The organism is Stenotrophomonas sp. ASS1, assembly GCF_004346925.1.
Lineage (GTDB): Bacteria > Pseudomonadota > Gammaproteobacteria > Xanthomonadales > Xanthomonadaceae > Stenotrophomonas > Stenotrophomonas maltophilia_A.
This window is the reverse complement of sequence record NZ_CP031167.1, coordinates 1,061,246-1,082,542: the sequence shown is the minus strand read 5'-3', so window position 1 is coordinate 1,082,542 and position 21,297 is coordinate 1,061,246. Positions and strand designations below refer to the sequence as shown.

General features: G+C 66.2%; 21 protein-coding genes. 13 read left to right on the top strand and 8 right to left on the bottom strand.

Going from position 1 to position 21,297, the window contains the following annotated elements:
* The first annotated feature begins 208 nt into the window (after positions 1 to 208).
* Positions 209 to 1,207, top strand: coding sequence for a polyprenyl synthetase family protein (locus MG068_RS05085; RefSeq protein ID WP_132809470.1), 999 nt, complete (start codon positions 209 to 211; stop codon positions 1,205 to 1,207).
* Between the two features lie 168 nt (positions 1,208 to 1,375).
* Here the strand turns inward: MG068_RS05085 and MG068_RS05080 are convergent, their stop codons facing one another.
* Positions 1,376 to 2,167, bottom strand: a complete 792-nt coding sequence (locus MG068_RS05080; RefSeq protein WP_132809468.1) for a dienelactone hydrolase family protein — start codon at positions 2,165 to 2,167, stop codon at positions 1,376 to 1,378.
* 134 nt (positions 2,168 to 2,301) lie between these two features.
* Here MG068_RS05080 and MG068_RS05075 point away from each other — a divergent pair, with 134 nt between their 5' ends.
* On the top strand, positions 2,302 to 2,895 hold the full coding sequence (locus MG068_RS05075; RefSeq protein ID WP_049462184.1) for an SMI1/KNR4 family protein: 594 nt from the start codon (positions 2,302 to 2,304) through the stop codon (positions 2,893 to 2,895).
* A gap of 60 nt (positions 2,896 to 2,955) precedes the next feature.
* Here the strand turns inward: MG068_RS05075 and murD are convergent, their stop codons facing one another.
* The 3 genes from murD to MG068_RS05060 form a co-directional block, all read right to left on the bottom strand.
* Positions 2,956 to 4,365 (bottom strand): UDP-N-acetylmuramoyl-L-alanine--D-glutamate ligase, encoded by a 1,410-nt coding sequence (murD, locus tag MG068_RS05070; RefSeq protein WP_132809466.1) that lies wholly within the window; start codon positions 4,363 to 4,365, stop codon positions 2,956 to 2,958.
* Positions 4,346 to 5,698 carry a UDP-N-acetyl-alpha-D-muramoyl-L-alanyl-L-glutamate epimerase gene (murL, locus tag MG068_RS05065; protein ID WP_132809464.1) on the bottom strand — a complete coding sequence of 451 codons (1,353 nt, stop codon included), beginning with the start codon at positions 5,696 to 5,698 and terminating at the stop codon, positions 4,346 to 4,348. Before murL ends, murD begins: the two co-directional genes overlap by 20 nt.
* 76 nt (positions 5,699 to 5,774) lie before the next feature.
* Positions 5,775 to 8,369 carry a bifunctional aspartate kinase/diaminopimelate decarboxylase gene (locus tag MG068_RS05060; RefSeq protein ID WP_132809463.1) on the bottom strand — a complete coding sequence of 865 codons (2,595 nt, stop codon included), beginning with the start codon at positions 8,367 to 8,369 and terminating at the stop codon, positions 5,775 to 5,777.
* A gap of 75 nt (positions 8,370 to 8,444) precedes the next feature.
* On the opposite strand from MG068_RS05060, the gene MG068_RS05055 reads away from it, so the two are divergent.
* Positions 8,445 to 9,317, top strand: coding sequence for a PhzF family phenazine biosynthesis protein (locus MG068_RS05055; RefSeq protein WP_132809461.1), 873 nt, complete (start codon positions 8,445 to 8,447; stop codon positions 9,315 to 9,317).
* 130 nt (positions 9,318 to 9,447) lie between these two features.
* Complete coding sequence (locus MG068_RS05050) at positions 9,448 to 10,326, top strand: PhzF family phenazine biosynthesis protein (RefSeq protein WP_049422719.1); 879 nt, start codon at positions 9,448 to 9,450, stop codon at positions 10,324 to 10,326.
* Positions 10,327 to 10,377: 51 nt separating this feature from the next.
* On the opposite strand, the gene MG068_RS05045 is transcribed toward MG068_RS05050, so the two are convergent.
* The gene (locus MG068_RS05045; RefSeq protein WP_005408443.1) at positions 10,378 to 10,809 is read right to left on the bottom strand and encodes an OsmC family protein; all 432 of its coding nucleotides are present in this window, start codon (positions 10,807 to 10,809) and stop codon (positions 10,378 to 10,380) included.
* Positions 10,810 to 11,180: 371 nt separating this feature from the next.
* Here MG068_RS05045 and MG068_RS05040 point away from each other — a divergent pair, with 371 nt between their 5' ends.
* From MG068_RS05040 to MG068_RS05025, 4 genes are all read left to right on the top strand, one after another.
* Positions 11,181 to 11,579, top strand: a complete 399-nt coding sequence (locus MG068_RS05040; RefSeq protein ID WP_010483539.1) for an HU family DNA-binding protein — start codon at positions 11,181 to 11,183, stop codon at positions 11,577 to 11,579.
* Positions 11,580 to 11,833: 254 nt separating this feature from the next.
* Positions 11,834 to 12,142, top strand: a complete 309-nt coding sequence (locus MG068_RS05035) for a DUF3861 family protein (protein ID WP_049398822.1) — start codon at positions 11,834 to 11,836, stop codon at positions 12,140 to 12,142.
* A gap of 55 nt (positions 12,143 to 12,197) precedes the next feature.
* Positions 12,198 to 12,746, top strand: a complete 549-nt coding sequence (locus MG068_RS05030) for a hypothetical protein (protein WP_132809459.1) — start codon at positions 12,198 to 12,200, stop codon at positions 12,744 to 12,746.
* Positions 12,747 to 12,827: 81 nt separating this feature from the next.
* On the top strand, positions 12,828 to 13,424 hold the full coding sequence (locus tag MG068_RS05025; protein ID WP_012510326.1) for a YceB family lipoprotein: 597 nt from the start codon (positions 12,828 to 12,830) through the stop codon (positions 13,422 to 13,424).
* Positions 13,425 to 13,496: 72 nt separating this feature from the next.
* Here the strand turns inward: MG068_RS05025 and MG068_RS05020 are convergent, their stop codons facing one another.
* Complete coding sequence (locus tag MG068_RS05020; RefSeq protein WP_012479369.1) at positions 13,497 to 13,964, bottom strand: SET domain-containing protein; 468 nt, start codon at positions 13,962 to 13,964, stop codon at positions 13,497 to 13,499.
* Between the two features lie 209 nt (positions 13,965 to 14,173).
* Here MG068_RS05020 and MG068_RS05015 point away from each other — a divergent pair, with 209 nt between their 5' ends.
* The 5 genes from MG068_RS05015 (at position 14,174) to MG068_RS04995 (ending at position 19,476) form a co-directional block, all read left to right on the top strand.
* Positions 14,174 to 14,629 (top strand): SUF system Fe-S cluster assembly regulator, encoded by a 456-nt coding sequence (locus MG068_RS05015; protein WP_005408436.1) that lies wholly within the window; start codon positions 14,174 to 14,176, stop codon positions 14,627 to 14,629.
* Positions 14,630 to 14,646: 17 nt separating this feature from the next.
* Positions 14,647 to 16,122: a Fe-S cluster assembly protein SufB gene (gene sufB, locus MG068_RS05010; RefSeq protein WP_043396952.1), complete on the top strand. Its 1,476-nt coding sequence runs from the start codon at positions 14,647 to 14,649 to the stop codon at positions 16,120 to 16,122.
* Positions 16,123 to 16,196: 74 nt separating this feature from the next.
* Complete coding sequence (gene sufC, locus MG068_RS05005; RefSeq protein ID WP_019337095.1) at positions 16,197 to 16,961, top strand: Fe-S cluster assembly ATPase SufC; 765 nt, start codon at positions 16,197 to 16,199, stop codon at positions 16,959 to 16,961.
* Entirely contained in the window at positions 16,961 to 18,223 is a 1,263-nt protein-coding gene (sufD, locus tag MG068_RS05000) for a Fe-S cluster assembly protein SufD (RefSeq protein ID WP_071228085.1), read from the top strand. The genes sufC and sufD overlap by 1 nt, the downstream gene beginning before the upstream one ends.
* Positions 18,220 to 19,476 (top strand): cysteine desulfurase, encoded by a 1,257-nt coding sequence (locus MG068_RS04995; RefSeq protein WP_005408431.1) that lies wholly within the window; start codon positions 18,220 to 18,222, stop codon positions 19,474 to 19,476. Before sufD ends, MG068_RS04995 begins: the two co-directional genes overlap by 4 nt.
* Before the next feature lie 642 nt (positions 19,477 to 20,118).
* Here the strand turns inward: MG068_RS04995 and MG068_RS04985 are convergent.
* On the bottom strand, positions 20,119 to 20,439 hold the full coding sequence (locus MG068_RS04985) for an apurinic/apyrimidinic endonuclease family protein (RefSeq protein ID WP_125894193.1): 321 nt from the start codon (positions 20,437 to 20,439) through the stop codon (positions 20,119 to 20,121).
* Between the two features lie 3 nt (positions 20,440 to 20,442).
* A complete protein-coding gene (locus MG068_RS21135; protein WP_206138683.1) occupies positions 20,443 to 21,297 on the bottom strand; it encodes an RHS repeat-associated core domain-containing protein in 855 nt (284 codons plus the stop codon).

Genomic DNA, 21,297 nt, shown 5'->3' with positions numbered 1-21,297 from the left:
CCCCCCTCCGGGCGTGCGGGACCCGCCGGGAGCGGGCCGAAATCCTGATGCCGCAAGCTTAGCGGTGGCCTCACGGGCATGGCGCAACCTGCATACGTATTCACGCAGGCGGCATCCGTGGCCGGGCCGCAGACGCCGGCCTGCCCGGTTTGCGCCCGAATTCACAGGCAACGCCTATAATCAGCGATGAGCCTGAAAGCCTGATCGCATGACCATCACCGAAGACACCCGTCCCGCCCTGGGCCTGCCCCAGATCCAGTCGCTTGCCGCGGCCGACATGGCCGCCGTCGACGCCCTGATCCGGCGCCGCCTGTCCTCGGACGTCGTGCTGATCAACCAGATCGCCGACCACATCATTTCCGCCGGCGGCAAGCGCCTGCGCCCGATGCTGGTGATGCTGGCCGGCCATGCGGTCGGCCAGGCCGGCCCGGACCACCACCAGCTGGCGGCGATCATCGAGTTCATCCACACCTCCACCCTGCTGCACGACGACGTGGTGGACGAATCCAGCCTGCGCCGTGGCCGCAGCACCGCCAACGCCCTGTGGGGCAACGCGCCCAGCGTGCTGGTCGGCGACTTCCTGTACTCGCGCAGCTTCCAGCTGATGGTCGAGCTGGAGCGCATGTCGGTGATGCAGATCCTGGCCGATGCCACCAACCGCATCGCCGAGGGTGAAGTGCTGCAGCTGCTGCACGTGCACAACCCGGATACCGACGAAGCCGCCTACCTGCGCGTGATCGAGCGCAAGACCGCGGTGCTGTTCGCCGCCGGCACCCGCCTGGGCGCGCTGGCCAGCGGCGTGGATGAAGCCACCCAGCAGGCCCTGTTCGACTACGGCATGCACCTGGGCTACGCGTTCCAGATTGCCGACGACGTGCTGGACTATTCGGCCAATGCCGAGGAGCTGGGCAAGAACCTGGGTGACGACCTCGCCGAGGGCAAGGCCACGCTGCCCCTGATCCATGCCATGGCCCATTCGGACGCCGCCACCCGCGAACGCCTGCGCACCATCGTGCAGGACGGCGACGCCTCGGCGATGCCGGAAGTGCTGGCCGCGATCCGCGCCACCGGCGGCCTGGAGTACAGCCGCGCGCGTGCAGAGGAATATGCCGAAGCCGCCGAGCGCGCGCTCGACGGCCTGGGCGACAACGATGCCGTGGCCGCCCTGCGCGGCCTGGCCCGCTACGCGGTGCAGCGCTCGCATTGATGGGTTGAGGCGTGCCGACCAACGGTCGGCACCCACCAAACCGGCATTCCGGTGGCTGCCGACCGATCACGTTTACCGCATTGTAGTGCCGGCCGCTGGCCGGCAACCTCATGATGCTGCGGATGTCACGGGAATGCCGGCCAGCGGCCGGCACTACCGCTGCACGGTTCAACGTTTCTCGAAGCGCTCCTCGAAAAACTCATCCAGCGCCTTCCACGCGCGCTTCGCCGCGCGCTCGTTGTACTGGCAGCCCGGCGGGCTGTTGGCATCGCGCTCGGCAAAGCAGTGCACCGCGCCGCTGTAGTTGGTGAACTCCCAATCGACCTTGGCCGCGTCCATTTCTTTCTGGAAGCTGCCGATGTCCTCGGCGGTCACGCTGGTGTCGTCGGCGCCATTGAGCACCAGCACCGACGGGTGGCTGCCACCAGCCTGTGCGGGCAGCGGCGAACCCAGCCCGCCGTGCAGGCTGACCACCCCTGCCAGCGGCGCACCGGCACGGGCCAGCTCCAGCACCGTGGTGCCACCGAAACAGAAGCCCACCGCACCGATCCGGCTGGCATCCAGCGGTGCCTTGCCGGCCTGGGCCTTGAGCACGTTCACCGCCTCCAGCGCACGCGCACGCAGCAGCGGCCGATCATTGCGGAGCTTGGTCGCCACCGGCCTGGCCTCGGCATCGGTCTTCGGCCGCACGCTCTTGCCGTAGACATCGGCCACCAGCACCACATAGTCATCGCCGGCCAGCTGCTTGGCCTTCTCGACCGCCGATTCGTTCACGCCTTTCCAGTTCGGCACCATCACCAGCCCGGGGCGCTTATCGTTGTCGCCGTCGTCATAGACCAGCACGCCGCTGAAAGTCGTGCCGTGGTGCTTCCACTCCACCGGCTGCGTCTTCATCGCCGCCCACGCCGGCATCGCCGCCAGCCCCAGAACCACCGCCACACTGCATCGCCAACGATTCATGCGCCTGCTCCGCAAGAAAAAGGGGACGGAGGGGATTAAGCCGTATTCGCCCCTCCCGCGTCGCATTCTGCATTGGCGACGTGACGCAGGTGTGGTTGGATACGACTTAATCCCCTCCGTCCCCTTTTTTCTGCATGAACCTTGTTGATCGCTTTCTGTCTGGCCTGATCCCCCGCCTGCCTGCCGAGGATGCCCCGCAGTGGGCCCACGTGCAGGGCGCCAGCGGCGAAGACCTGCAGCGCCTGCGTGCGCAGTGGCCTCAGGTGCCAGACAGCCTGCTGGAACTGTTGTCCCGCGTGGATGGCACCCACTTCCGTGAGTACCCCGGCGGCGAGGTCTGCGTGCTGGTGCTCGGCTCGGACGTGGAGGACGGCGGCTATCCCTACTACCTGCGTTCGGTTGCGCAGATCTTCGAAGACCAGCAGCAGTGGGACGACAGCATCCGTTCCATCTACGAAGAGTGGCTGGATGACGAGCCGGAGATCCTGGGTGAGGGCATCGACGCCGATCTGCCGATGAACCGCCGCCTGTGCTTCTCGCACTGCATGAACAACGGCGGCACCTCGATGCTGTACCTGGATTTTGATCCCGCGCCGGGCGGTGCGGTCGGCCAGGTGGTGCGCTACCTGCACGATCCGGACAGCTATGCGGTGATCGCGCCCAGCTTCGATGCGTACCTGCAGCAGCTGATCGAAGGCGGCTACGCGTTCATCGAAGACGAACAGTAGATCCACGCCATGCGTGGATGAATTTCTCCGGAGGTTGCCGGCCAGCGGCCGGCACTACCTTCAAGCGATACCCAGCCCGGGAATCGCGCTGATGCTCTCCGGGTCAAACCCAGCCAGCTCAGCGAAATGACGGCCACGCGCCACGTAATCCCGGTAGGCACCAAAGCTCGGCGCGCCCGGCGACAGCAATACCACCCCGCCTTCAGAACCCAACGCGGCACGTGCCAGCGCCATTGCCTCGGGCAGATCCGCCGCCGCGTGCAGGCCGAAGCGACCAGCATCGGCCAGCGGCTGCAGCATGGCGTGGATGCGCGGGCCGTTGCTGCCCATGGTCACGATCTCCACCGGCGGCACGTCGTGCGCCATGTGCTGCATGAAATCGGTCCAGTCCAGGCCACGATCATGGCCCCCCACCAGCAGCGCGATGCGCTGGCCGGCGAAACACTCCAGCGCGGCCAGGCTGGCATGCGGCGTGGTGCTGATCGAATCGTTCACGTAGGTCAGGCCATCGGCCACGCCGATGCGCTGCAGGCGGTTCGGCAACGGGCGGAAATCCTGCACCGCCGGCGCCAGCGCCACCGCGTCCAATCCCAGCGCTTCCAGCGCTGCCAGCACCGCGCACAGGTTTCCGCGATTGTGGCGACCCGGCAGCGGGGTGTTGCGGGTATCGAACACCGCCTGCTCACCGCGATGCACGATGTCACCGCGCATGTGCCAACCCTGCGGCTGGTTGAACCAGACCACCTCGCTATCGGGCAGTGACAGCACGGCCAGGTGCGGATCGGCGGCATTGAGCACGGCAATGCGCGGCGCGGCTTCAGTCACCAGCCGCAGCTTGTCGTCGATGTAACGCTGCTCGCTGCCGTGCCAGTCCAGGTGCTCCGGGAACAGGTTCAGCACCACCGCTACCTGCGGATGGGCGCCACTGCGCGCCACTTCGCCGGTCTGGTAGCTGGACAGTTCCACCGCCCAGTACGCGGGTACGGGCTGCGGGTCCAGCACTTCCAGTAGCGGCAGGCCGATGTTGCCGACCAGGCCGGTGCGGTGGCCGGCGGCACGCAGCAGGTGCGCGACCAGCGCGGTGGTGGTGCTCTTGCCCTTGGTGCCGGTCACGCACACGGTGTCGTGCACGATGCCATCGGCACCTGCATGTTCGGCAAACCACAGCGCGGTGCCACCGATGAAGGTGGTGCCCTGCCCCGCCGCCGCCAGCGCGACCGGCTGGTAGGGGCTGATGCCGGGCGACTTGATCACCACGTCGAACGCGGCCAGCGCTTCAGCAGAAGGCTCGCCACGCACGTCCAGCACGCCCTGTGTTTCCGCACGCGCGGCCTCCACTTCGGCCGCCGGGCAGAACAGGCTCAGCGGCAGCGTGGGCAGGCGCTCGCGCAGCACCGCAAACGCGGCGCGGCCCTCACGGCCCCAGCCCCACAGCGCAACGCGCTTTCCTTCAAGCGTCGAAATCTTCACGCACCCGTTCCCACAGCGCAGCCGGAACGCGGTGCTCGCCCTGCAGCTGCAGCAGCGGTGCCAGTTCCAGTTCGGCGGCATCCAGCTGCGGCTGGATCTCATTGCAGAAGCGCTTCACCAGCACGTCTTCCTTCCACTCCGGGCGCTGCGCCAGGGTCGCCATCGCCGCACGCGATTCGCGGCCTTCGCCCACGCACTCGAACGGCTTGTGGTCCTGGAATTCCAGCAGTGCATCGAAGCCACCGGCCTGCTCGGCATCGTCCAGCAGGTTGCGGCCGAAGATGCGTACCAGGCGCGTCTTGGGCATGAACGGGGCCAGCGCCAGGAACACGAAATGGCACTTCGGGCAGACGCCGCACCAGCGGTTCACCGGGCGCTCGCCGAGGATGTGGAAGTTGCGGTTGCAACTGGAGAAATGCGCGTCGTAGAAATCGGTCTTGGCGAACTGGCGGGCCACTGCCAGCTCCGACATCGGGCGCAGCAGCGAGTAGTACTGCAGGTCCGCCGCTACGTGCGTCTGCACATGGCTGCCGAACGCCTGCTCGAATGCCCAGCCCTTGGACCACTGGTGGTTCACTTCGCCGGTGCCCGGAATCTGGCTGCCGTAGCTGGCCGAACGTTCGTTGGAGAACACCACCTGGTCCACGCCCTGCAGCAGCGCGGCCAGCACCATGATCGCCGAGTTCACCGCAGTGACCGGGATATGCCCGTTCCACGCACCCTGACGGTTGAGCTCGAACAGTTCCGGCGCCAGCGCGCGGCCCAGGTTCAGCGTCGGCAGGCCGGTGCGTTCGGCGCAGGCACGGATCAGCTGCGAGCCACCGATCCAGGTCACCGTCTCGTCCACGCCGGCACGGCGCAGCGCTTCGATGCTGACCAGCGAATCCTTGCCGCCACCGATCGCCACCAGCGCGTGCGGCTGCAGGCCCAGCACCGGCGCCTGCACCGCGTCGCCCTGCACCGGCAGGCGGAACCGCCCGCGCAGGTTCAGGCCATTGCGGTACGCGAATTCACCCAGGCCGTTGAGGTAGACCGTCTCCACCAGCGCAGCGGTATCGGCATCGATGGCGTAGCTGTCGATGCTGACCGTCTCCGGCACGCCCGCCTTGTAGTAGCTGACACCGGCGATCAGGTGCAGCAGCTGCAGCGCGCGCTGCACAGCGGCGGTACGCGCTTCGTCCAGCACGAATGGAGCGCCCGGCACGGTGATGGTTTCCACCATCTCCGGGCCATCATCAAAGGCGTAGACCAGCTTGGCCACGCCGGTGTCCGCGGCGAATTCGCAGCGGACGAAACGGAAGCGGGAAACCTGGTGTTTGTCGAAAGCAGTCATGGTGTATCCGGTCAGGCACGGGCCCGCGCGATGGTGCGGGGCGTGTCGGTGGGCGGGTGCAGGGCGCGCGCGGTGGTCATTCGATCACGTCTTCGCGCGGCAGCATCCGCTGGTTGTAGGTGTTGGCCATCGAATAGCCGTAGGCGCCGGCATCGGCGATCAGCATCACGTCGTCCGGTGCGGTCGACACCGGCAGCTTGCGGCGCTTGCCGAACACATCGCTGGATTCGCAGATCGGGCCGACCACGTCGAATGCCGCTTCGGCATAACCGCCCTGGCGGCTGAGGTTCTCGATGTCGTGCCAGGCGTCGTACAGGGCCGGGCGCATCAGTGCGTTCATGCCGGCGTCCAGACCAACACGGCGCACGCCGTCCTTCTCCACCACCTGGGTGACATGGGTCAGCAGCACGCCGGACTCGGCCACCAGGTAGCGGCCCGGCTCGATCGCCAGGCGGAATGCAGGATGCAGTGCCTTGACCTCGGCCAGACCCTCGGCCCAGGCGTCCAGGTCGAACGGCTCGTCTTCGTCGCTGTACGGAATTGGAAGGCCACCGCCGATATCGATGGTGTGTACGCTGCCGATGCGGCGGGCGAAACCGGCCAGCTCATCGCACATCAGACGCCAGTGCTGCGCGGTTTCCACGCCACTGCCGAGGTGCGCGTGCAGGCCGACCACGCGGCTGCCCAGATCGGTGGCCGCGCGCACGAACTCATCGACGCGGGCGATCGGCAGGCCGAACTTGGAGTCCTTGCCGCCGGTGCGGACCTTGGCATGGTGGCCTTCGCCACGGCCCAGATCCACGCGCAGCCACAGCTCGCGGTTGCGGAACAGGTCCGGCCAGCGCTGCAGCGCTTCGACGTTGTCGACGGTGACGGTCACGCCCAGCGCGAACGCGGCTTCGTACTCGCTGCGCGGGCAGAAGCTGGGGGTGAACAGCACACGCTTGGGCGACAGTTCCGGCAGGTGCTGGAACACGTGCTTCAATTCGCCGTGCGATACACACTCAAGGCCGAAGCCCTCGGCTTCCAGCAGCTGCAGGATGGCCGGGTGGCTGTTGGCCTTGATCGCGTAGTAGCGCTGGTCGATCGGCTTGATCGCGGCCAGCGCGCGGGCACGGGCGCGCACGGTCGGCAGGTGGTAGACATAGCGCGGCGTGCCAGCATCGGCCAGCTGCAGCAGGTGCGCCCGCTGGCCCCGCCACCACGGCGTGCCACGCGGGCGCACGGTGCCGGCGATCTCGCGCCAGCGCGGGCCGAATACTTCGGTCTCTTCCACCGGCATCGCGCCGCTGTCGATCAGCTCGGCGTGCAGCACCGGCAGCAGGCCATCGGCATCGGCCTCGTCGATGACGAAGGTCAGGTTCAGGTCATTGGACGACTGCGAGATCATGTGCACGCGCTCGCGGCCGAAGGTGGCCCACACGTCCGACAGCTTGTGCAGCAGCGAACGCATGCCACGGCCCACCAGAGTGATCGCCGCACACGGCACGATCACCTTCACCTTGCAGATCTGCGACAGGTCGGCCGACAGCGCGGCCAGCACATCGGTGTTGACCAGGTTCTCGGACGGATCCAGCGATACGGTGACGTTGGTTTCGGCCGAACCGATCAGGTCCACCGACAGGCCATGCTTCTTGAACAGGTTGAACACATCGGCCAGGAAGCCGACCTGCTGCCACATGCCGATGCCTTCCATCGACACCAGCACGATGCCGTTGCGGCGGCTGATCGCCTTCACGCCCGGGACCGGCGCAGCACTGCCATCGATGCTGGTACCCGGCAGTTCAGGGCGTTCGGTATCGAGGATGGCCATCGGCACACCGGCATCGCGGCACGGCTTGATCGAGCGCGGGTGCAGCACCTTGGCGCCAGTGGTGGCGATTTCCTGCGCCTCGTAATAGTCCAGGCGGGTCAGCAGGCGCGCGTCCGGCACGTCCTTCGGGTTGGCACTGAACATGCCCGGCACATCGGTCCAGATCTCCACGCGGCTGGCGCCGAGCAGCGCGCCGAAGTACGCCGCCGAGGTATCCGAGCCACCACGGCCGAGGATGGCGGTACCACCATCGGCATGCCGCGAAATGAAGCCCTGGGTGATCAGCAGGCGGGTCGGCTGCGCGCGGAAGCGCTGCATCCACTCCGCATCGGCACGCCACTGGCAGTTCACCGACAGCCGCTGCGACCAGTCGCTCTGGTTCGGCTGCGGCGGCATCGCGTCCAGCCACTGGCGGGCATCCATCCAGCCCATGTCCAGGCCCGAAGCGTGCAGATAAGCCGCGCCCAGGGTGGAGGACAGCAGTTCGCCCTGGCCCAGCACTTCGGCCTGCCACTGCAGCGGCCGGGTGGCCGCGCGCGCGTCGTCGAGCAGCCCCTGCAGCGCCGCCAGGCGCTCGGCCAGCACCTCGCGGCCCAGGCCGAGTTCAACCAGGAAGGCCTCGTGGCGTTCGACCAGCGCCGCCACGCGATCACGGCTGTCCGGCGCGCCATCGGCGATCGCAGTCAGTTCGTTGGTGACCCCGGACAGCGCCGAAACCACCACCAGCACGCGCGAGCCGGTCTCTTCCGCACGTTTTTTCGCCAGCTTCCCGATCGTGTCCCAGCGATGACGACGCGACACCGAGGTGCCGCCGAACTTCAGTACGATCCAACGATCGACAAGGGGGGAAGCTGACATGGATTGGCTATGTAGAATGTGGGGAAGCCGCCCTCGGGGGCGGAACCTTTGATTCTAAGCGCAATATCCTCGTAGATGGCCGTCCTCCGTTACCTGCAGCTCGATGTCTTCGCCCCCTGCCCCGGCACCGGCAACCCACTGGGCGCCATCCTGGACGCCGACGAGCTCTCCAGCAGCCAGATGCAGGCCCTGGCCGCCTGGCTGAACCTGTCCGAGACGGTGTTCTTCCTGCGCCCCAGTGCGCCGGGCGCCGACTACCACATCCGCATCTTCACCCCGACCCGCGAGCTGGCATTTGCCGGCCACCCCAGCGTCGGCGCCGCCTGGGCGGCGGTGACCTGCGGCCTGGCGCATCCACGCGACGGTGCCCTGCTGCAGCAATGCGCGGCGGGGTTGCTGCCGGTACGGGTGTGCGGCCCGGCCGAGGCGCTGCAGATCCAACTGGCCAGCCCACCGGCGCAGCAACTGGACACAGCGGCGGACGGAGCGCCGGAAGCGCTGCTGGCGCTGGCTGCCAGCGGGCACGTACCCGAACTGTGGGACAACGGCGCTCGCTGGTGGCTGCTGCCGCTGCGCGACGCCTCCGCCGTACGCAACCTGGTGCCGGACATGGCCGCACTGGCCGACTGGAGCCTCACCACTGATGCCACCGGCCTGGCCGTGTTCGCCGACGAAGCTGGCACCGACCACACCCGGGTGGTGCGCGCCTTCTGCCCCGCTGATGCGGCCGCCGTACCCGAGGACCCGGTGACCGGCAGCGCCAATGCCCTGATCGGTGCCTGGCTGCGGCAGCGCAACGCTCTGCCCGGCCGCGAGGGCCACTACGTGGCCAGCCAGGGCCGCGAAGTCGGCCGCGATGGCCGCGTGCAGGTGCAGGTCGATGCGCAGGGCACTGTCTGGATCGGCGGCCAGGTGCAGGCGGTCATCGACGGCCACATTCGCTGGTAGCCCACGGAAAAAAGGGACGTAGGGAATTAAGTCGCTTATGGCACATGGGGCAAAAGCGACTTAATTCCCTCCGTCCCCTTTTGGGTGCCCCGCGCTACGCTATGCGGCCTGTTTACTGGAGTGCCGCCTGATGTCCACCCGCCGTTTCCTGCAGCTGGATGTGTTCTCCCCGCGCGCCGGCGCCGGCAATCCGCTGGCCGTGGTGCTCGATGCCGAGGGCCTGGACGACGCCAGCATGCAGGCCATCGCGCGCTGGACGCGCCTGCCCGAAACCACCTTCGTGTTCCCGCCGCAGGTCGCCGGTGCCAGTTACCGGCTGCGCATGTTCAGCCCGCAGAAGGAAGTTCCGTTTGCCGGCCACCCCAGCGTCGGCACCGCGCATGCGGTGCTGCAGGCCGGCCTGGCCGCAGCGGTCGATGGTGTGCTGGTGCAGGACGGCATTGCCGGTGCCCTGCCGCTACGCGTCAGCGGTGAGGGTGTGCAGCAGCGCATCGCCATCCGCACGCCGCGCGCGCAGCTGGCCGAGACTGCCGAGGCGACCGATCCACGCCTGCAGGCCGCACTGAAGGACTGGCCGCTGGGCACGCTGCCGCCGGCGCGGATGCAGGGCGGACGCAGCTGGTGGGTGGTGCAGGTGGCCGATGAGGCCGCATTGCGCGCGCTGCAGCCGGACTGGGATGCGGTGGCCGCACTGGCCGAGTCCACCGACAGCATGGGCGTGTTCGCCTATGCCTTCAGCGATGGCGGTGAGGGCTTCGATCTGGCGGTACGTGCCTTCGTCGGCAATGGACGCCGCTTCGAGGACGCCGCGTCCGGTGCCGCCAACGCCGTGCTGGCCGCATGGCTGGACCTGCGCGATGCCCTGCCCCGTGGTCGTGCACCGTTCGAAGTCAGCCAGGGCCGCGAAGTCGGCCACGATGCACGCCTGACGCTGCTGGTCGACGAGGACGGCGAGGTCTGGTCGGGCGGCCAGGTGCAGACGGTGATCAGCGGCACCATCGATTGGTGATCCGCAAGCGGTAGAGCCGAGCGCGGGCTCGGCTCTACAGGTAGCGGCCGCTCAGCCCAGCTCGGCTTCCAGGCTGATCGGCACTGCGCTCAGCGCCTTGGATACCGGGCAGTTCTGCTTGGCGTCATCGGCAATCGCACGGAACTGCGTCGCGTCGATGCCCGGCACCACCGCCTTCACCTTCAGCCGGATCTGCGACAGCTGCGGGCCGCCTTCCAGCGACAGATCGACCTTGGCTTCGGTATCCAGCGAAGTCGGGGTGAAGCCGGCTTCGCCGAGCTTGGCCGACAGCGCCATGGTGAAACAGCCGGCGTGCGCGGCAGCGATCAGTTCTTCCGGATTGGTGCCCTTTTCGTCGCCGAAGCGGCTGTTGAAGCCGTAGCGGGTCTTGTCCAGCAGCCCACTCTGCGGCGTGCTCAACTGCCCCTTGCCCGACTTCAGATCGCCTTCCCAGTGCGCGGTGGCGTGTCGCGAGATTCCCATGTGCTGCTCCTGCGTGACGGTGATGAACGGTCACCCTCGCACGGGAGGCGTTAGCCCTGCGTCGCTCCGCCGCACGCCACAGGTCCGCCGGAAACCGGACAACTGGTCACTTCTTCGCCAGGCCGGCGCGCATTTTTCCCTTGTTTTCAGTGGTTTCGCGCATTCCTCCGACGGGCGGGCGCGGACCATCGCGCGCGCTGCCACGCCCCCTTCCCCCACTGCCGGCCATGTACTGAATCGGCCTGGATATGAAAAAACATGCACTTTCCACGCTTCGGGCTATTGGCGGCGCCCGAGAGTTGCCCTACATTGCGCTTGCCGACGGGGTTCGGCGCCGACCAAACAACCAACCGTTCACGGAACAGGAAACCATGGCAAAGACCGCTAAGAAGGCTGCCCCGAAGAAGGCAGTGAAGAAAGTCGCGACGAAGGCAGCCGCCAAGCCGGCCGCTCCGAAGCCGATCAAGGAAGTGCTGACCAAGTCCGGCCTGGTTGCACACATCGCTGAAGCCTCCGGCGTCATCGCCAAGGACGTCCGCGCTGTGCTGGCCTCGCTTGAAAGCGCCGTCGCCTCCTCGGTGCACAAGAAGGGCGCTGGCTCCTTCACCCTGCCGGGCCTGCTGAAGATCACCACCGTCAATGTGCCGGCCAAGCCGAAGCGCAAGGGCATCAACCCGTTCACCAAGGAAGAGCAGTGGTTCGCTGCCAAGCCGGCCACCACCAAGCTGAAGGTGCGTCCGCTGAAGAAGCTGAAGGACGCCGCGCTGTAAGCGCGCGCCCCAACGCGGATTCCGACGGGACGGCTCTGGCCGTCCCGTTTTTTTTGTCCCAACCACAGCCCGCAACACAGCGTTGCCGCATCCCCGGGAATGCGCGTACAGGCCCGTCGCCATTGGCTGGGCGTGGTCCGTTGCGGCCCCGGAACGTACCGGGTGGAACACTGCGTGCAGCCCCGGCCATCGCCGCCGGGCACGGCCTTGCCTAAGGTGGGCACATCCTCCACAGCTACGGCGAGCACACCCTCATGGCCAGCCCCTCCACCCGCTACCGGATCTCGGTGACCCCCATCGAAAAGGACGGGTTGCAGTGCACCGGGCGCTGCACCATCGAACTGGAACATCGCGCAAGCCGCGACCTGATGCGCCTGCTGGAAGCGGCACCGCGTACCGCTGGTATCAGCGGCGACGAGCGCGCGACCCTGGTGATCGCCACCCAGCTGCTGCGCGACATCGTGCAGCGCCACGCCGACACCGAAGGCCATGCCCTGGCCGCCATCGCCGCGCAGGTGCTGCCGGCGCTGGATGCACTGGAACAGCTGCCCTCCTCCCGCTGATCGCGGAACAGCCGATACACTGCCTCCTTCCGTTCGCCTCGGGGAGGAGGCAGACATGCGCAGGTTCCTGATACTGCTCGCACCGCTGGTGCTGCTGGCCTGTTCCCGGCCGACATCGCAATCCGATCCAGCGGATGCCACACCGTCGGCCACGGCCGAGGCGGCTGCCCGCACGAAGTCACAGACCGCCGCAGAAGGCGATGCACCGACCGTGCAGGGCATCGATGTCGATCCCCTGTTTGCCGCCGTCGCGGCCGAGGCCGAGCTGCCGGCGGGAATGCTCAATGCCTATGTCATGGCCCTGCTCAATCGCGATCGCAAGGCCGTCGACGCCGCGTGGACCTTCCCGCCCAGCGATGCACGACGCGCCGACGATGCCGCATTGCGCCAGCTCACGGACGTGCGCAGCCTGCGCCTGACCAGCGAACTACCGATCGCGCGCGACGGTCACCAGCCGCCGCAGCTGCTGGAGGTTCCGGTGCAGATCCGCGCAGTGACCCCTGAGGGCACCTTCCGCTTCGGTGGCTGGTACCGGGTGCAACCCCGTGCCGATGGTCGCGCCTGGCAGATCCAGTCGGCGCAACTGCGCCCATCGCTGGACTGAACCGTTGCAGCGGCATGCACGCGCGATTCAGCCGGCACGGCTACTCTTTGATTCGTCCATTCATATCCACCGGTCACCGCCATGCGCCTGCGTTCCCTGATGACCCGCCTCGCCGCCTCCACCGTACTGATCGCCGCTGCGATCGGCGCCCAGGCCGCCCCTTCCATTTCCGGCCGCGAACTGTCGGTCGGCGCCAGCGACGTGCAGCAGTACCTCGATGGCAGCTTCCCGCGCACCCAGGACGCCCTCGGCGGCCTGATCGCCCTGACCATGAGTCACCCGCAACTGAGTCTTCCGGCCGGCGAACGGTTGAACCTGGGCATGGATGTGGCACTGGCCACCGCCGGTGGCAACCCGGCCAAGCTGGGCACGGTGAAGCTCAGCAGTGGACTGCGCTACGACGCGCAGACCCAGGGCTTCCACCTGCAGCAGCCGAGCGTGGATGACTTCACCCCGGCCAACCAGGGCGGTCGCCTCGATTCGCGCACCCGCGGCCTGCTCAATGCCTGGCTGAGCGACTACGCCCAGCGCGAACCGATCTACAAGCTGGACCCGGCCGTGGCCGGCCTGCTCGGCGCCCTGCAGGTGCAGTCGGCGCAGGTGAAGAACGGCAAGCTGGTGGTCACCTTCAACCAGAACCTGGGCAACCTGGTGCCGGCAGGCGTGCTGGGTAAGTAAGGTAGTGCCGGCCGCTGGCCGGCACGCTTTTCACATGTGTGCCGGCCAGCGGCCGGCACTACCCGCTGCGGGTCAGCGCTTGGGCTGCAGCATGGTGCCGGTGCACTTGGGCGAGCCGCAGCGGCACTCCCAGATCTTCTTCAGCTTGGCGGTGTGACGCTCAGCCAGGGTGATGCCGTAGTTGTAGGTCAACTCTTCGCCGGCCTTGATATCGCGCAGCGCCTCGATGAACACCTTGTCGCCGCGGCTGTCGCCGTCCTCGTCTTCCTCGATCACCGCCTCGCAGTTCGGGTCGCAGCTGTGGTTGATCCAGCGCGCGTCATTGCCCTTGTAGTTGGCATCGATCACCCAGTCGTCGTTGAGGGTGAACAGGAAGGTATGGCCACTTTCGACGTCGCCGCTGTCATCGGCATCAACGTCGCCGTGGCTGCGCAGCAGGCCCTTGTACTGGATCACGCGCTCGCCCTGCTTGATCGGGGCCACGGCGAACACGCCGTTGCCATGGATGGCGGACTTGCGGGCTTGGATCTTCTTCGGCATCGGCACGGGCTGTTTGCAGCGAATGGAACAGGGATTCTCGCCCATTCCGGGTGATTGCGAAAATCACCCCGTTGGCGCAGCATTGCGCCCTGGCAACGGCCCCGGTGTTTCCTCCCGGCCCGGCCCCAGCGCCGGCTGAATGCCCGGGTTGGATGGCGGCGAATAAAAGCGTACAATTTCAGTCCGCTTTAAGAACCACTCGCATCCCCATGTTGCGCGTCACCAAACTCACCGATTACGCCACCGTCGTGCTGACCGTGCTCGCCGCCCGTCCGGGCGAGGTGCTCAGTGCCACCGAGCTGGCCGAATTCACCGGTCTGGAGCCGCCCACCGTCAGCAAGGTGCTCAAGCCGCTGGCCCAGGCCGGCCTGGTTGAAGGCCTGCGCGGCGTGCGTGGCGGCTACCGCCTGACCCGCCCGGCCATCGAGATCTCGCTGTTCGAAGTGGTCGAAGCGATGGAAGGGCCACTGGCCCTGACCGAATGCAGCCACGACCACCACCAGTGCGGCATGGCGCCCAAGTGCGGCGCGCGCAGCAGCTGGCGGCTGATCAACGACGTGGTTTCCGAGGCCCTGCGCGATGTCACCCTTGCGCAGATCCTGCCCCCTCTCCCCCTTGCCGATGACGAACAGCGCCGCACCATCGCTGTCGACGTCGTCTCCTGATCCGTAGGCAGCCCCCCATGGCCACCGAAACCATCGAAAACGTCGCCCACGACGACACCCCCAACCGCGAGATCCACGAGCAGCTCGGCCGCAAGTATTCGGCCGGCTTCATCACCGAGATCGAATCGGACTCCCTGCCGCCGGGCCTGGACGAGGACACCATCCGCGCCCTGTCGGCCAAGAAGGAAGAGCCGGAGTGGATGACGCAGTGGCGCCTGGACGCCTACCGCCACTTCCTGACCATGCCGATGCCGGACTGGGCCAAGCTGGAGATCGCGCCGATCGACCTGCAGGCGCTCAGCTACTACTCCGCGCCGAAGGGCCCGAAGTACGCCTCGCTGGATGACGTGCCGAAGGAACTTCTGGACACCTACGACAAGCTGGGCGTGCCGCTGCACGAGCGTGCCAAGCTGGCCGGCGTGGCGGTGGACGCGGTGTTCGACTCGGTGTCCGTCGGCACCACGTTCCGCAAGGAACTGGCCGAGAAGGGCATCATCTTCTGCTCGATGTCCGAGGCCATCAAGGAACACCCGGAACTGGTCCGCCAGTACCTGGGCACCGTGGTGCCGGTGGGCGACAACTACTTCGCCGCGCTCAATTCGGCGGTGTTCTCCGATGGCAGCTTCGTGTTCATTCCCAAAGGCGTTCGCTGCCCGATGGAACTGAGCACCTACTTCCGCATCAATGCCGGCCACACCGGCCAGTTCGAGCGCACCCTGATCGTGTGCGAGGACAAGGCCTACGTGTCCTACCTGGAAGGCTGCACCGCGCCGATGCGCGACGAGAACCAGCTGCACGCTGCGGTGGTCGAGCTGGTCGCGCTGGAAGACGCGGAGATCAAGTACTCCACCGTGCAGAACTGGTACCCGGGCGACGAAAACGGCGTCGGCGGCATCTACAACTTCGTCACCAAGCGTGCCGAGTGCCGTGGTGCGCGCAGCAAGGTCACCTGGACCCAGGTCGAAACCGGCTCGGCGATCACCTGGAAGTACCCGTCCTGCGTGCTGCTGGGCGACGACTCGGTGGGTGAGTTCCACTCCGTGGCGCTGACCCATCACCGCCAGCAGGCCGACACCGGCACCAAGATGATCCACGTCGGCAAGCGCACCAAGAGCAAGATCGTCAGCAAGGGCATCAGCGCCGGCCGCGGCCAGAACACCTACCGCGGCCTGGTGCGTGTGGACCGCAATGCCGATGGCGCGCGCAACTACACCCAGTGTGATTCGCTGCTGATCGGCAAGCAGTGCGGCGCGCACACCTTCCCCTACATCGAGGTGAAGAACCCGGGCGCCACCGTCGAGCACGAGGCCACCACCTCGAAGATTTCCGACGACCAGCTGTTCTACTGCCGCGCCCGTGGCATCAGCCAGGAAGACGCGGTGTCGATGATCGTCGACGGCTTCTGCAAGCAGGTGTTCCGCGAACTGCCGATGGAGTTCGCGGTGGAAGCCAAGAAGCTGCTGGAAGTCTCGCTGGAAGGTTCGGTGGGCTGACCGCCCGCCCCTGCCCCTCGCAAACGCATTCTCTTTACCGGCGGGCCGCGGCCCGCCCCACGGAAACCCCCACCATGCTGAAGATCGAAAACCTCCACGCCCGCATCGGCGACAAGGAAATCCTCAAGGGCCTGTCGCTGGACGTCCAGCCCGGCCAGGTGCACGCCATCATGGGCCCGAACGGCGCCGGCAAGTCCACCCTGGGCAATGTCCTGGCCGGCCGCGACGGCTACGAAGTGACCGAAGGCAGCGTGCAGTTCGACGGCGTCGACCTGCTGGAGCAGGACCCGGAAGCGCGCGCCGCTGCCGGCCTGTTCCTGGCGTTCCAGTACCCGGTGGAAATCCCGGGCGTGAACAACACCTACTTCCTGCGCGCGGCACTGAACGCCCAGCGCAAGGCGCGCGGTGAGGAAGAACTCGATTCCATGCAGTTCCTCAAGCTGGTGCGCCAGAAGCTGGCCGTGCTGCACCTGAAGGACGAACTGCTGCACCGTGGCGTCAACGAAGGCTTCTCCGGTGGCGAGAAGAAGCGCAACGAGATCTTCCAGCTGGCCGTGCTGGAACCGAAGCTGGCGATCCTGGACGAGACCGACTCGGGCCTGGACATCGACGCGCTGAAGAGCGTGGCCGATGGTGTCAACGCACTGCGCGCCGCCGACCGTTCGTTCCTGGTCATCACCCACTACCAGCGCCTGCTGGACTACATCAAGCCGGACGTGGTGCACGTGCTGGCCGATGGCCGCATCGTCAAGAGTGGCGGCCCGGAGCTGGCACTGGAACTGGAAGCGCACGGCTATGATTTCCTGAAGGACCGGGTCGTGCCCGAGGCGGCGGTCTGATGAGCGCCCTGCTTGATTCGATGGCCCAGGCCTTCTGCGGCAGCGATGCGCGCCGCGAAGTGCTGGATGCGGCCCTGCGCGACGGCCTGCCGGCCGCCCGCAACGAAGCCTGGAAGTACACCTCGCTGCGCCAGCTGGAACGCCGTGCGTTCGCTGCGGCACCGCTGCAGGGCCCGGCGCTGGACGCCACGCTGCTGGACGACATCCCGGCGCCGCGCCTGGTGTTCGTCAATGGTCGCCTGGATGCCGCGCTGAGCGACGTGCAGGCCCTGCCGTCCGGCGTGCAGCTGCAGCCGCTGTCGGCCGCACTGGCCTCCGGCGAAGACGCCGTGCGTTTCCTTGGCCGCCGCTACGAACGCAGCGAGGAGATCTTCGCCCGCCTGAATGCCGCGCTGGCCGATGAAGGCGTGGTGTTGCGCGTGGATGAAGGCGTGCAGGTCGAAACGCCGCTGCAGCTGGTATTCGCCAGCGTCGCCGGCGACACTGACCTGGCCTGGCACCACCGTCACCTGATCGAACTGCGTGCCGGCGCCAGCCTGGGCGTGGTCGAGCATCGCTTCAGCGTGGGTGACTCCGCCCACCTGGACAACACCGTGCTGCATGCCCACGTCGCCCGTGATGCCGTGCTCAAGCACGCCCGCGTGCAGGCCGGCAGCGGGCGCCAGACCAGCTTCCTGCGCACCGACGCGGTGCTGGCCCGCGACGCGCAGTACCACCGCGTCGACCTGGAACTGGGCGCCGCGCTCAGCCGCCATGAACTGAACGTGCGCCTGGAAGGCGACAATGCCCAGCTGACCGCCAACGGCGTGCTGCTTGGCAATGGCCGCCGCCACGTCGAAACCCGCCTGGGCATCGACCACATCGCACGCGATACCGCCTGCGAACTGCTGTGGCGCGGCGTCGCCGCCAACCGCAGCCGCGTGGTGTTCCATGGTGGCATCCAGATCCGCGAAGGCGCCGATGGCACCGACGCGAACCTGTCCAACAAGAACCTGCTGCTGTCGGCCGATGCCGAGATCGACACCCAGCCGACGCTGGTGATCGACGCCGATGAAGTGAAGGCCGCGCACGGCGCGACCGTCGGTCAGCTCGATGCCAATGCGCTGTTCTACCTGCGCTCGCGCGGCCTGCCGCAGGCCCAGGCGCAGGCACTGCTGAGCGCCGCGTTCTGCCACGAGCCGCTGAAGATCCTGCCCGACGCACTGCGTGCGCAGCTGGCACGTCGGCTGGACAAGGCGCTGGCCGAGGCGGGTGTGGCATGAACCTGTCCACGCCGCGACCGATCGAAGAACGCACCGGCGCCCCCGACTGGGACCGCGTCCGCCTCGACTTCCCGCTGTTGATGCGTGAAGTGCACGGCAAGCCGCTGGTCTATTTCGACAACGCCAACACCGGCCAGAAGCCGGTGCAGGTGATCGGCGCGGTGGACGAGTTCTACCGCCGCTACAACGCCAACGTCAGCCGCGCGGTGCATGCACTGGGCAGCGAAGCCACCGATGCCTACGAAGGCGCACGCAACAAGCTGGCGCGCTTCCTCAACGTGCGCCCCAGCGACCTGGTGCTGTGCAGTGGCACCACCTTCGCCATCAACCTGGTGGCCTACTCGTGGGCGCTGCCACGGCTGAAGGCCGGTGACGTGATCCTGATCACGCGCATGGAGCACCACGCCAACATCGTGCCGTGGCAGCTGGTCGCGCAGCGTACCGGCGCCACCATCCGCGTGGCCGAGATCACGCCTGACGGCGCACTCGATCTGGATGCGCTGCGCGCGGCAATGACCCCGGAGGTCAAGCTGCTGGCGGTCACCCACGTCTCGAACGTGCTGGGCACGGTCAACCCGGTGCGCGAGATCTGCCGCGAAGCGCGCAAGCGCGGCATCATCACCGTGGTCGATGGCTCGCAGGCGGTACCGCACCGCAAGGTCGATGTCGCCGCGATCGGCTGCGATTTCTACGCCATCACCGGCCACAAGATGTGCGGGCCAACCGGTACCGGCGCACTGTGGGCACGCCGCGAGCACCTGGACGCGATGCCGCCGTTCCTTGGTGGCGGCGAGATGATCAAGGAAGTCAGCTTCGACGGCACCGTGTTCAACGATGCCCCGCACAAGTTCGAAGCCGGCACCCCGAACATCGCCGGTTTCATCGGCCTGGGCGTGGCTGCCGACTACCTGCAGCAGCTTGGCCAGGAGAACGTCGAAGCGCGCGAAGCCGAACTGCTGGCGCACTTCACCGAAGAGCTGCGCCGCGTTGACGGCCTGCGTATCATCGGCGAAGCGCCGGAGAAGGCTGCGGTGGTCTCTTTCCTGATCGATGGCGCGCATGCGCACGACCTGGCGACCCTGCTCGACCTGGAAGGCGTGGCCGTGCGCTCGGGCCAGCACTGCGCACACCCGCTGCTGCAGTACTTTGGCGTTGCCGCTACCTGCCGTGCCTCGCTGGCGTTCTATAACACGCACGCCGAGATCGAGCGGTTCATGACCGCGTTGACGAAGGTGCGAAAGCTGCTGGGCTGAGGATTCGCCAGAATCGGGGAAGCATGAGAGCGCCGCAGGAAACTGCGGCGTTTTTTATTGCGCGCTGGACGAAAGCAAGCAGAGGCGTGACCGGGAAACACCGAGTGATGCCAGGAACGGGCAATCTCACCGTAATGCCGTTCCATCCACCATCAACGGCCTTGAGGCACCGTCCCCTACATGCCAACAAGCATGGATACCCCGGAGGCAATCAAGAAGACGTACATCATCACGACGCCCCTCAACACCCACCGTTCCCCCTGATGGAGCGTCTGCCCTTTGGAAGTAAGGGCAAGCACTGCAATACCGCGCAAGCACCTAAGCCACCAATCAACCTTGATGATTCCGACTGCAGCGAGTACTTCCGGCCGTTCACGCTCGATTTTAAGCAACATCCTGTGAGCCGCAAATGCGTTTATCCACATGGCACCTAGAATGATGGAAGCCCAAATGGGGAAGCTTTCAACAAACCCTGGCACTCAGCTCCTCCTTTTGAGGCTACTCCATCACATAGCACCTGCACACCCAATCTTCTACGCAGCAAACAGCTATGGAACCGATGCGTTCAAGGGCGCAATATGACCTCTGATGTATTCCGCGGGGCCATCAACGTCCTCAGCTGCGCCAGCAAACCCTCCTCATCTAGCGGCCTTCCTTAATTCCGTCATCAGAGGCAGCAATGCCATCATCAATGTAGAGGTGAACATTGTCTTTGCCAATCAGACGCGCATACAGGGTAACCACCTGATCTGCTCTTACCAGTGCGGAGCAAATCTCTCGAGTAGCGAAGACCCTGTCCCCCGCGACCACGCGTCGCCACAGGTCACCCAGCAGCACGTCATCCGCTGAAGTTAATGTTTCAATGGCTGAAACCTCCCAGATATCTCCAGGTCCCGCGAGCGACTCGAGTGCATCAGCAACTGCTCTCCCTGTAATAGGAAATTGGGCAAACCCTTCACTCATGACCTACCCTCCATTCAATGGTCTTTCATCGCCACGCATTGGTGTTCCGCCCGTCTTATTCGGAACATACGGGTGTTCATGTGGATTCACATGCTGACTTGGGCGACCGTGGTCAGTGAAATCAATGTCTTTCACCGGCTTTCCATCCCCATCGAACTCTCGAGCCTGATCATATCGTGACTTCCTTCCGTCCTTCTGACCAAGCTGAGTATGTGGTCCTTTTGCACCAGGATCCGGGGTGGGATTTCCGTGTTGATCTCGCGGTAGATCTCGATCAGGAAATCGATTTCCAGAACCTTCGCCACCTGCTGATTCCGGCTTAGAACTATCAGGCTTTTTCTCCGTGCGAGGAGAACCTTTGGGAGCAGCCTTGGGAGCGGGCTTTGGCGATGCCTTTGGCAAAATCTTAGGAAGAATTTTCTTTATCAATTCCGCGATTAGCTTACCGATCCGCCCATCTGGATCGGCATACTTGTAAGGATTCCCATTCGCATAGAGATATCTCGCAAAATTTCCTCCCGTCACCGTATCCGCCGCGACGGGATCAACTGAAAGGAATACGCCAGTACTTGGGTCGAAATACCTCTGCTGCATGTAGATCAACCCGGTCCCCGAGTCCGTCACATGCCCCGTATATCCCGGCCCATCCTTCAACGGCCGATTCACCACCGCCCCATACGGCTCATACACCGTACGCTCGATGACGTTTCCGCTGGCATCGGTGATCGCCACCGGTGAACCCAGTGCATCAGTGTGGATGTACTCGACCACTTCCTGGGCGACTGCCGGAGCCACGCAGGCCGCCAGCACCACCACCGCGAGTACCGCCCGAATCAACAGCGAAGAGAGTCCATTCAT